Source organism: Deinococcus marmoris, from assembly GCF_001949125.1.
GTDB classification, from domain to species: Bacteria; Deinococcota; Deinococci; order Deinococcales; family Deinococcaceae; genus Deinococcus; species Deinococcus marmoris_A.
Genome location: NZ_MSTI01000131.1, coordinates 1 through 11,247 on the forward strand (window position 1 = coordinate 1; position 11,247 = coordinate 11,247).

9 protein-coding genes are annotated in these 11,247 nt (G+C 66.3%); 4 read left to right on the top strand and 5 right to left on the bottom strand.

Features of this window, described 5'->3' with window-relative positions; all coding sequences use genetic code 11:
* Window positions 1–270 precede the first annotated feature (270 nt).
* Entirely contained in the window at window positions 271–762 is a 492-nt protein-coding gene (locus BOO71_RS18705; RefSeq protein ID WP_075834923.1) for a hypothetical protein, read from the top strand.
* On the opposite strand, the gene BOO71_RS18710 is transcribed toward BOO71_RS18705, so the two are convergent.
* Window positions 748–1,515 (bottom strand): helical backbone metal receptor, encoded by a 768-nt coding sequence (locus BOO71_RS18710; RefSeq protein WP_075834925.1) that lies wholly within the window; start codon window positions 1,513–1,515, stop codon window positions 748–750. The two genes, BOO71_RS18705 and BOO71_RS18710, sit on opposite strands and share 15 nt — an antisense overlap.
* Before the next feature lie 129 nt (window positions 1,516–1,644).
* Between BOO71_RS18710 and BOO71_RS18715 the strand changes: the two genes are divergently transcribed.
* Both BOO71_RS18715 and BOO71_RS18720 read left to right on the top strand, forming a co-directional pair.
* Window positions 1,645–2,307 carry a c-type cytochrome gene (locus BOO71_RS18715; RefSeq protein WP_075834927.1) on the top strand — a complete coding sequence of 221 codons (663 nt, stop codon included), beginning with the start codon at window positions 1,645–1,647 and terminating at the stop codon, window positions 2,305–2,307.
* A gap of 135 nt (window positions 2,308–2,442) precedes the next feature.
* Window positions 2,443–4,053: a S49 family peptidase gene (locus tag BOO71_RS18720; RefSeq protein WP_075834929.1), complete on the top strand. Its 1,611-nt coding sequence runs from the start codon at window positions 2,443–2,445 to the stop codon at window positions 4,051–4,053.
* A 79-nt stretch (window positions 4,054–4,132) separates the two neighbouring features.
* Here the strand turns inward: BOO71_RS18720 and BOO71_RS18725 are convergent, their stop codons facing one another.
* The 4 genes from BOO71_RS18725 to BOO71_RS18740 form a co-directional block, all read right to left on the bottom strand.
* Window positions 4,133–4,732, bottom strand: coding sequence for a single-stranded DNA-binding protein (locus BOO71_RS18725; RefSeq protein WP_075834931.1), 600 nt, complete (start codon window positions 4,730–4,732; stop codon window positions 4,133–4,135).
* 84 nt (window positions 4,733–4,816) lie between these two features.
* On the bottom strand, window positions 4,817–7,195 hold the full coding sequence (locus BOO71_RS18730; protein ID WP_075834933.1) for a penicillin acylase family protein: 2,379 nt from the start codon (window positions 7,193–7,195) through the stop codon (window positions 4,817–4,819).
* Window positions 7,196–7,343: 148 nt separating this feature from the next.
* Entirely contained in the window at window positions 7,344–8,042 is a 699-nt protein-coding gene (locus tag BOO71_RS18735; protein WP_075834935.1) for a response regulator, read from the bottom strand.
* Window positions 8,039–9,652, bottom strand: coding sequence for an ATP-binding protein (locus BOO71_RS18740; RefSeq protein ID WP_075834937.1), 1,614 nt, complete (start codon window positions 9,650–9,652; stop codon window positions 8,039–8,041). The genes BOO71_RS18735 and BOO71_RS18740 overlap by 4 nt, the downstream gene beginning before the upstream one ends.
* Window positions 9,653–9,913: 261 nt before the next feature.
* Between BOO71_RS18740 and BOO71_RS18745 the strand changes: the two genes are divergently transcribed.
* Window positions 9,914–10,870, top strand: a complete 957-nt coding sequence (locus BOO71_RS18745; RefSeq protein WP_075834938.1) for a Bug family tripartite tricarboxylate transporter substrate binding protein — start codon at window positions 9,914–9,916, stop codon at window positions 10,868–10,870.
* Window positions 10,871–11,247 lie beyond the last annotated feature (377 nt).

The window sequence follows — 11,247 nt, forward strand, 5'->3', positions numbered from 1 at the left end:
GCGATCTGACTTGCGAAAAATTCGCCCCACAGATCGCCGACCTGCTGCTCCTGGGGGTCAAGGCTGCTTGAAACCTTCCGGACTACTGCGAATGGAGTCGCCGGAAAAAAAGACTTCCGGCGACTCCATTCTCTGCTCCGCAGCTTTGCAAGTCCGCCCTGCCCTGCAAAATCTACTCGCCTCGCTCGGTCATAAAAACAGTCTCGTTATGACTGATGCTCTAGGCGTTCTGGCCGATGCTCCACAACTCTTCGGGAGTCAAGATGGAGCGTGACCAGACATCTGACCGACTACCGTTCCCGCGCCGCGCGGGCGCTGGTGCTGTTGCACGACGAGAAGATGCGTGAGTTTCTGGAGGTCTGGCAGCAGACGAAGGCGGCACAGGTGCGGCTGCCCGCCACGCCGGACGCGCATTATCAGTCGCTGGAGCATCTGCTGTGGCACGTACTGAACTCGTCAAGGATATACATGATCCGCATGTGCGCGCATCTGGGATTGCCGGACCCAGAGTCAAAACCCATGCCCGATATTGAAAATGTGGAAGCGCAGGCTGGAGCCTACCTGGAGCGGCTGCTGGCATGGTGGCGTGTGCCGCTGGCCGGGGTAACAGACGCCGACATGGAACCCGCAATCTACTCGCCGGGGATGCACTACTGGATCGACGCCATGCTGGAACATGCGGTGATGCATCCGGTGCGCCACAGCTTTCAACTGCGGGAACTGATGGAGGCCCAGAGCCAGACAGGCTCAGGCACGCGCTAAAGCCAGTCCCTCCAGTGCCGCCGCGATCTGTTGCGCGCCTTCCAGCAGGCGGGGACCGGGACGGCCCAGACCACTTTCAGGCACAGCAATTACGGGAATCCCCAGACCACGCGCCTCGATGACCTCTGGCCGCAGCTTTTTAGCGCCGCACCACGAACACACGATCAGGTCCGCCTGTGCGTCACGCACCTCGTCCAGCGTGAGCGGCGTGCTGCGTCCGGGACGCGTCTCCAGGGCATTCACCGCGCCCATTCCGGCCAGCAGTTCCGTGACCCAGGATTCGCGCGTGGCGGCGATGATCGGGCGGGGCCACCATTCCACCAGCACGCGCGGCGGGCGGGCATACACGGCGCGCAGGCTGGACAGGTCCGCCTCCAGCCGCGCGGCCACCTCCTGCCCCTTCTGCTCCAGCCCGATGGCCTTGCCGATCAGGCGGATGTCGTCCAGCGTGTCGGCCACCGTGACCGGATCGAGGATCAAAGTGGGTAGACCGCGCGCGTGCAGACCGTCCACCACGCGTTCCATGCCCGGTACGCTGAGGCTGGCGAGGACCAGATCAGGTTTTGCCCTGGCCACCGCGTCCAGATCGATGTTCAGATCGGGGCCGACGCGGCAGGCGGCCTCCAGACCCGGCGCGTCGCTGTGCGAGTCGGCGGCCACCACCCACGGCGCGGCCCCCAGCGCCGCCAGGATGTCGGAATTGCTGGACACCAGCGAGGCCAGCCGCAGAGGAAACACAGACGAGGAAACCATGCTGGACAGTGTAGCCGCGTGGGGCGGGGAGGCCGGTCCAGCTGGCCGCCTTCACCATTGTGTTCCCGGCTCACTTTGCCCCGTCCAGCGCGGTCAAAAGCCCCCTGACCGTGTGGTAACCTCTGGGCCATGAAGAACACGTTCGCCGTCACCATGACGCTGCTGCTGGCCCTGACGCTGGCCGGAGGGGTTGCCGGATACCGCATCGCCACCACTCCACACGAGGAAAAGAAGGCGGAATCCGCCATCGTGCCTTCCGAGGCCGCGCCCAGCGCCAACGTGGCCGCCACGGGCGCAGCAGGCGCTCCCGAAGCACTGGGCAACGTGAAGCAGGATCAGGCGGGCGGCACTGCCAGCGGCCCGAACGGCGCGGTGGCCCTGCCCGGCGGGGCCATGAGCGGCGAGGGTGCGCCCAGCGGCGATGCAACCGCAGCGCAGGCCGGAACCCCCACCGATCCCGACACCAAGAGCAATGAGCAGGCGGCCACGGGCGCGCCACCCGCCGCGACTGCCGTGGCTGCCGAGACCCAGGGCGACGCCTCTGCGGGCAAGGAACTGTACGCGGGCAACTGCGCGGGCTGCCACGGTGCGGACGGCGGCGGCGGCATCGGCGCAAACCTGAAGCTGCCCAATGGTCCCAAGTCGTGGACTGAGACCCAGTTCCATACCGTGCTGCGCGAGGGAAAACTGCCCGATGGCACCGAGCTGAACGCCATCATGCCGCGCTTCGCCGTGACCCAGGTGACCGACGCGGACATCGCCAACATCTTCGCCTACGTCAAGACCTTCTGAGCCTCCAAAGCTGCTCGTCTGGCCTGCCCAAGCGGCAGGCTTTTTGATCTCGGTGGGCGACGAGATCAAAAGATCCTCAACGCGTGAACGGCCCCACCGGGAACCAACTCACGCCGGGGAGCGTAGTTTACGGGTATGGCTCCCCTCAACATCCCGTTTCTGAACAAGGATTCCAACCTGCCCGGCGGCATGACACACCCCACCTGGATCGTGCTGGACGTGACTGGCCCCTACCCGGAACTCAATCCCAGCAACCCGATTGCCGCGCTGCTCAGCCGCACCGAGACGCTGGAGGCGCTGGAAGCCCGGTTGGAAAAGCTGGCGGATGCCGAGTGGCTGCACGGCGTGCTGGTGCGGATCAGCGAATTCACGGCCTCCCCCGCTGCCGCGCACGCCATCCGGGGCATGCTGGGACGGCTGGCCCAGCACAAGCGCGTGGTGGCGTTTCTGCCTCAACTGACCATGACCGCCCTGATCGCCGCCAGCGGGGCGAAGGAAATCGCCGCCCCGGAATCGGCGGACGTGCTGCTGGGCGGCTTCGGGCTGGAGCAGACCTACCTGGGCGAATTCCTGAAAAAGCACGGCATCGAGTTCGAGAACCTGCGCATCCGCGAGTACAAGGCCGCCCTGACCCGCTTCTCGCAGGACCACATGGACGACGCCAACCGTGAACAACTCACGGCGTACATCAATGGGCTGGAAGCCGCCTGGGCCGATGATCTGGCAGCGGCGCGTGGCGTGGACCGCGAGGTGGCGCAGGCGTGGCTTGCCGGGGACCTGACCAGCGCGCAGGGGGCGTTGGAAGCGGGATTAATCACCAAAGTCGCCTATGAAGACGAACTCGTCGGCCCCGGCACCCGCCCGCTGGCCGCCGTGATCGACTTGCTGATGCCGCGCAAATTCGGTAGCCCGAAGGCGGGCAAGGTGGCCGTGGTCCCGGTGATCGGCACCATCGTGACGGGCAAGAGCCGCAACAATGCGCTACCCCTGCCGCTGCTGGGCGGCCCGATGGCCGGTTCGGATACGGTGGTGGCGGCCCTCAAGCGCGCCAAGGAAGATAAGGACACCCGTGCCATCGTGCTGTACGTCAACAGCGGCGGCGGCAGTGCGCTGGCCTCGGACCTGATGTGGCGGGAGGTCTCTACCAGCGAGAAGCCCGTGGTGGTGGTCATGGGCGAGTACGCGGCAAGCGGCGGGTATTACGTCGCCACGCACGCGAAACATATTGTCGCCTCGCCCTACACCCTGACGGGCAGCATCGGCGTGGTCAGCGGCAAGCCGATCTTGCAGGAATTCAACAGCCGTCAGGGCCTGAACCCCGAACGGGTGGGCCGGGACCGCGCCCTGATGTACAGCTCCAGCCGTCCATACAGCGACGACGAACGCCAGCACGTCGAGCGCGGCATCCTGGAAGTGTATGACCGCTTCACCTCGCGCGTGGCCGAGGGCCGCAAGCTGAGCAAGGAACAGGTCAACGAGATCGGGCGCGGGCGCATCTGGAGCGGCAAGGACGGCCTGGAACGCGGGCTGGTGGATGAGCTGGGCGACCTGCGAACCGGCATCGAGCGCGCCTGCGAATTTGCCGGGCTGCCCTACGACGCACCCGTCTATACCGCCACCCCCAAGAACGCCGGACCCCTCCCCGAATTCGTGCAGGAGGCTGGCCGCGCCGCCCAGGTCAACGTGTGGCCCTTTGGCCGCGAGCGTGTGCTGACGTGGTTCGATCAGGAAGTGAAGGTGCGCTGAGAATACGCACCCTGGCCCAACGAAACGCCCCTCTCCGACTGTGGAAGAGGGGCGTTTCGTCGTCTCCAATTGGGGAGATTCAGCTCTTCAGCACCGCCTGAATCTCCTTGTAGATGGCGCGGCTTTCTTCCACGTTCTCGCCGTAACCGCGCATCATGAAGCGGGTGGCCTCCTTGCCCCGGCCCAGGGCGCGGAGTTGCTCCAGCAGATCGTTGATGTGATCGCGCGCCTTTTCCATCTGCGGATCGCGGGGCGGTTCCGGGGGCAGGGCGGCAGCGGCGGGCGCGGTGGGCAGGGGCGTCACCTCGTCCAGATCACTGGTGTTGGGGCCGTCTTCGGCGTCGTATTCCACCCAGGGGATTTCTCCGGCGGGGGCCACGCCAAAAGTGCGGGCAGCGTCGGCCAGGGCGGCCCATTTGGCATCGTCGAGGGTGTGGCCGCCCGACAGGCCCTCGCGGGTCACGCCCAGCAGGGTCAGGCGGGCGCGGACCACCGGGGGCTGCACGCTGTCGCAGGCCCAGGTGAGGCTCCAGTGCGGATCGGCGGTTTCCAAGTGCAGGGCCATCTGGTCCAGGTCAGGGGCGGGAATGACGCGCGCCTGGTCTCCCCGCACTTCCAGGGTGGCCCAGGCGCTCATGCTGGCGCGAAGGGCCTCGCGCACGCGGTCAAATTCAGGCATGTCTGGAAGTCTAAGGGTCCAGGGGGCCAAAAGTCTAAGGGGAGGTTTCGCATTTATTGACGGCGCGAAATCTCCACCTCTCCCCTATTTTCCTGGCGTCAGCGTCAGCGTCTTCACCGCACCCCAGTCCTTCAGGTCGGTACTCATGGGCAGGTATTCCCCGGCAATCCACATGGGCTGCTGATCGCTGACATGTGCGCCCAGCGGGTTGCCGCCCTGGCCCAGACTGCCGATAAAGACGCTCTTGTTGAGATCACTCAGATCGACGATCTGGCGGTAGCTGGGACCGTGCGTCTGGTTGAAGGTGCCCTGTTCGGGGCGGGCGACGTTCACGGTGTTGGTGCCGCCGTTGGTGGGCGCACCGTGGTTGAACAGCCACGCCAGCGCGCTCACGTTGCCGAAAGCACGGTGGTTGCTGGCGACGTGGTGCAGCTTGCCGTAGGTCCACGCCGAAGGATCGGCCCCCAGACGCGCGCTCAGGGCATCCACCGCCGTCTTGAGGCTGGCGCTCAGCTCAGCAGCACAGTTCTGAATTCTGACGGCCTCGTCGCGGCACAGTTCGCCGTCGCCCTGAAGCTGTTTCAGCACACTCAGGCTATTCAGGGTGGTGGTATTGCCCAGCTCATCGCGGGCCATCTTCTGCAACTCCATCAGCCACGCCTCGAAGATACTGGGAGCCACCCCATCCACACGCTCGTTGCCGTCCCAGCCACGCAGCAGCTCCAGCGCCTGACGGCTCAGGTCCCCGTCTGGCTGGGTGGCCAGCAGGGCGTCTTTCATGTCCTGCCACACCAGACTGGTGGTATCGAGTTGCACCGCTTTCACGTCCTGCACAGTCAGGCCGTCCGGTTTGGCGGTCAGCAGTTCGGTAATGCGCGCGGCGCGGTACGGCTCAGCCCAGTTGCGGATATTGCCCAGGTTGTAGGCGTAGCTGTCCGGCACGACTTTGTTGTTGGCCGTGACCACCAGCCCATCGGCGGGGTTGTAGGTGTGGGGCAGGCCCTCGAAGGGGATGTAGCCCGTCCATTCGCGGCTGCCGTCGCCACTGACGGGAAGACTGCCGTCCCAGCCGTCACGGATCGGCACCCTGCCTGGCGCGTAATAACCTGTATTGCCGTCCACATCGGCATAGACGAAGTTCTGGCTGGGGGCCACATAGGTGGTCAGAGCGGTCTTGAAATCATCCCAGTTCTTCGCGTAATTCAGGTCCATGAAGGCGTCCATCGTGGTGTCGCCGGGTTGCAGCGCCGTCCACTTGAGGGCCACGCGCGGCCCCACGTCCGCCGCGCCCGCGTCGCTGACCACCGGGCCGTGCCTGCTGGTGCGGACGGTCAGGGTCACGTCGTCGCCGCCCTTGACCTTGATCACTTCCTGGCGCTGGGTGAAGCTGGCGTCGGCGGGTTCGATGTACAGGTCCTGCACGTCGGGGTTGGTGTTGGTGACGCCCCAGGCCACCCGCTCGTTGCGCCCGATCACGATAGCAGGCAGGCCAGGGATACTGGCCCCAATGGCTTTCAGCGTCGGCCCCTGAATATCTGCCAGATACCACAGCATCGGGCTGGTCAGGGCCAGGTGGGGATCGTCGGCCAGGATCGGCTTGCCGCTGGCGGTGCGGCTGCCGCCGATCACCCAGTCGTTGCTGCCCTTGCCGGGAACGGCCTGCAAACCAAGCTCGCGGGCAGCGTTCAGGTGCGCTTGCAAGGATGCCAGGGCCGAGGTGGAGAGGGTGGCCGTGTCCAGCCCAGCCCCCGGCTTCATTCCCGTTTTCGCCAGCTCGTCGCCGCTGAGGATGGTGGGGCCATCTGCCGGATAGGGGGCCGTGACCTCGTTCAGACCCTGCTGGCCCAGGCGCTGCATGACGCGGGTGTTCAGCACCTCGTCGTCCATGTTGCCGCCCAGATCGTAGGCCATCAGCTTGCTCCAGGACACGCTGTCCACCTCTTTCCACGGTTCGGGCGTGTAGCCCAGGATGCGGAATTCGGGGGCCACCTTGCCCTGCTGCATGGCCGCGTTCACGCCCGCCGTGTAAGCCTTCACCAGACTGCGCGAGCGTTCGGAAAGGGCGGGCAAGATCGACTCGGCAGCTCCCTGAAAGCCCCAGGTCCGCAGAAATTTATCCTGGACCAGCGCGGGTTCGCCCAGTACTTCCGCCAGGCGGCCCGCCACCACGCGGCGCTGGAAGTCCATCTGCCACGCACGGTCCTGCCAGTGGACGTAGCCCAGGGCGTAGACAGCGTCCTCGTCGGAAGCGGCGCGGATGTGCGGCACGCCCCACTGGTCACGGGTCACCGTGGCGGGACCACTCAGACCGCTCAACGTCACGTCCCCACTCGTCTGAGGCGTGGATGTCGCCTTGGCCCACACCACCACGCCCAGCACCGCCGCCAGCACGATCAGCACCAGCCACAGCAACCCCCGTCCTATTCCAGCCACCGCATGTCCAACCGATCCACGTCGCGCCATTGGTCCTCCCTTCCAGATTGAATGTTTGGATTGAGTGTAATTTGATGACGTGCAGCATAACGGCTGGCGGGACAGCGGGGGTGAATGGCTGTCCTGGGCAAGTTCGGGCGACCAAACTTAGACCAGCGGCCAGGAGAGTTTTCGCCCCCTAGCCCGGCCCACCCGCCTCCGCAGTTCTGTACAGCTTGGCGGGCCGCCCGGACTGACCGTAGACGTGATCCAGACTGGCCTCGCCCACCCGCACCAGATGTTCCAGATAGCGCCAGGCAGTCACGCGGCTCAGGCCGACGCGTTCGCCCAGATCCTCGGCGCTGACGCTGGCCCCAGCCTCCCGCAGCGCAGCGGCGACACGTTCCAGCGTATGTGGATCAATGCCGCGCGGCAGACTCTCGCTGGCGCTGGGAGTCACGCCCAGCAGACGGTCCAGCTCGGCCTGATCCAGACGGGGGCTACCTTCCGTTACAGGGCGGCGTGCGCGGTGGCGGGCCACCAGTTCGGCCAGCCGCGCGCCGGTAAATGGCTTGATCAGGTAATCGAAAGCCCCGTGCGCCAGCGCCAGCCGCACGCTGGATTCGTCGTCGGCGGCGGTGATCAGGGCCACGTCGGTCAGGATGCCCGCCGCGCGCCAGTGGTGCAGCAGGCCCAGACCGCTGCCATCCGGCAGATGCACGTCCAGCAGGATCAGGTCCGGCGCGAGGGCGCGGGCCAGCGCGTCGCCCTGGGCGCAACTGGCGGCGCTGCCCACCACATGCACGCCAGGGTCACGCTCCAGAAGATCGCGGTTGACACGGGCCACGCGTTGATCGTCCTCGACGAGCAGCACGCGCACGGGGAGAGCGGGGGTCATCCGCCCACCTGCTTGGCCTGCGCGGGAGGGGTGGAAAGCGCGGGCAGCGGCGCGGGCAGACTGACCTCGAAGACGGTCATGGAACCGCGCCGACGGTGGCGAATCTGCCCGCCCAGCGCGCCCACGCGGGCCAGCACCCCGGCCAGCCCGTGCCCCCGACCCTCACCCTTGCTGCTTACGCCACGCTCGAAGATTTGCCCCTCCAGACCAGCATTCACGCCGGGGCCAGAGTCCTCCACCTCGATCTGCACGCCTTCGGGGTCTTCACCGATGGCGACGGTCACGCTTCCGGGCTGCCCAGCCAGCGCCTCGAAGGCGTTCTCGGTCAGATTGCCCACCGCCGTAACCAGGGTGTCGGCGTGCCGCTCCCAGACGGGCGACAGGCTGCTGCCCCCGGCCACCGCGAAGTCGATCCCCAGTTCCTGCGCCCGCTCGCGCTTGCCCGCCAGCAGGGCCACCAGACGCGGCACCTGCACGTCTTTCAGGAGTTGCCGGAACTGGGCGTCGGCCTCGATCTCGGCGTTCAGCACGCGCAGGGCCTCTTGCGGGCGGTCCAGTTGCAGCAAGCCGGAGATGACGTGCAGGCGGTTCTGGTACTCATGGGTCTGGGCACGCAGCACATCCACGAAGCCGCGCGCATGTGTGAGTTCCTCGGCCAGTGCCAGAGCCTGTGCGCGGTCCCGGAAGCCGCAGACGAAGCCGCCGCCCTCTAATGGCTCGATGTTTGCCAGCAGCGGCTCGCCGTTCAGGGTCAGTTCCAGATTCTGCTGCCGGGCCGCCACGCCGCCGCGCGTCAGCAAGGCCAGTTCGGGCCAGACTTCCGACAATGGATAGGGCGTGGCCTGTTCGCCCAGCAGCGCAGCGGCGCGTTCGCTGACCAGCGTGACATTCCCGGACGCATCCACCGCAATTACCCCTTCACGCAGGGCGGCCAGCACGGCGCGTTGCTGGCGGGCCAGGGTGGCGATTTCCTCCGGCTCCAGATTCAGAATCTCGGCGCGCAGGCGGCGGGCCGCCCACACCGCGCCCAGCGTCCCCAGTCCCAACGCCAGCACGAACCACGGCAACAATCCAGTCAACGCCTCGCCCACCAGGGACCACACCTGCGGCATCAGGTAGCCGGTGCTGACCACGCCCACCACCTCGCCGTCTTCCCAGATCGGCACCTTGCCGCGCACGCTGACCCCCAGACTGCCGCGCGCCACGCTCACGATCTCGCGACCCGCGAAGGGTTCGATGTTGTCGCCGCCCTCCATCGGCTGGCCCAGCCGCTCAGGGACCGGGTGCGCCAGCCGGATGCCCATGCGGTCCCCCACCACGATGAAATCGGCCTCTGCCGCGCCGCGCAGCGAATTGACGCGGGCGTTCAGTGCCTGATTGGGCTGGCCCGAAGCCGCGCCGCCCACCACTTCCGGCAGACGGGCCACCAGACGGCTGGTGGTCAGCGCCCGCTCGCCCAGGCGTTCGCGGGCCTCGCCGTACAGTTGCCAGCTCTGCACGCCCACCAGCAGCGCGGTCATGGCGCACAGCACCGCCAGATGCCAGCGCACCAGACGGCCTTGCAGCCCTCCTCTGGGAAAGTTGGGACGGGAATGAGGGATGACAGTCATCAGGAGAAGGCCATCTTAGAACTTCTGCCTCTCGCCTACCGTGCCGAGCGGCGGTGTGACCCTGGCTGCGAGAATCCCGTCCCGTGTTCGCCAGACCGCTCCGACTTGCGTGCATTGTGTTCACGGCTGTGCATTACGCTCATCAAAAACTGCGTGCCAGACGGCCCTAGCCCCTTGCTAAGTTTTAGGTATGAGGCTAGGCTTCATGTTACGCACAATCTATATCCGCGCCTCACCGCGCATTTCCACGGAGGTTCCACCATGAAGAACAAGAAGATTGTCCTGACCCTTGCCGCGCTGCTGCTGGCCGCGCCCGCTGGCCTCGCCCAGAACATCAACAACCTGCGGATCATGGCCCCGGCCAGCCCCGGCGGCGGCTGGGACCAGACCAGCCGCGCCATCCAGACCGTCTTGCAGGAGCAGGGCATCGCCAAGCCCGTGCAGGTCTTCAACGTGCCCGGCGCGGGCGGCACCATCGGTCTGGCGCAGCTTTCCAACGCCAAGGGCGACGGCAGCCTGATGATGACGATGGGCCTGGTGATGGTGGGCGCGATCCAGACCAACGGCTCCAAGGTGGACCTGAGCCGCGTGACCCCGCTGGCCCGCCTGACCGGCGAGTACGAAGTCGTGGTGGTCCCCGCCGCCAGCCCCTACAAGACGATGGCCGATCTGGTGGCCGCCTGGAAAACCGATCCCGGCAAGACCGCCTTTGCGGGCGGCAGCGCGGGCGGCACCGACCACATGCTGGTGGGCCTGCTGGCCAAGGCTGCTGGCATCGACGCCAGGAAGATCAACTACGTGCCCTTTAGCGGCGGCGGTGAAGTGCTGGCGGCCCTGCTGGGCAACCAGGTGGCGGCGGGCGTCTCCGGCTACGGCGAGTTCGAGGCCCAGATCAAGGCGGGCAAGCTGCGCGCCATCGGCATCAGCTCGGCCAAGCCGCAGCCCGGCATCGACGTGCCCACCATCAAGTCGCAGGGCCTGAACGTTGAACTGGCCAACTGGCGCGGCATCGTGGCTGCCCCCGGCATCAGCGCGGGCGAGAAAGCCGCGCTGGTCTCGGCGCTGGACAAGATGCACACCAGCAAGCAGTGGCAGGAAACTTTAAAGACCCGCAACTGGACGGACCTGTACCTGAGCGGCAGCAAGTTCGACGTGTACCTGAAGCTGGAAGCCGCCCGCACCAAGGAAGTGCTGCAAAGCATCGGTCTGGTCAAGTAAACCGCTGAACAAGGGTGAGGCGGAGGGAGATCGAACGCCCTTCGCCTCACCTCTTTTGGGCCAGAACACGAGGAACTGATTTTTGTTCTCAGCCTGCGGGGTGGCCCCCCCTCCCCAGCCCTCCCCCACAAGGAGGGAGCAAAGAGCTTTTAGACCCTTAGAGCGTGTTTCAAAAGCCTTTCAGGATTTCTACGAGTCCTAGGAACACGCGCTTTCAGCTCCTCCCCCCCTGCGGGGGAGGCTGGGAGGGGGGAACCGCAAACGCCTTCCAGACGCCGCCCACTAAAAATGAGACGACTTTCAAAACACGCTCTTAGACCCTTTGACCCTTAGACCTCTCCGAAGGAGACCCCATGACCCAACCCCCGCCCACCCCC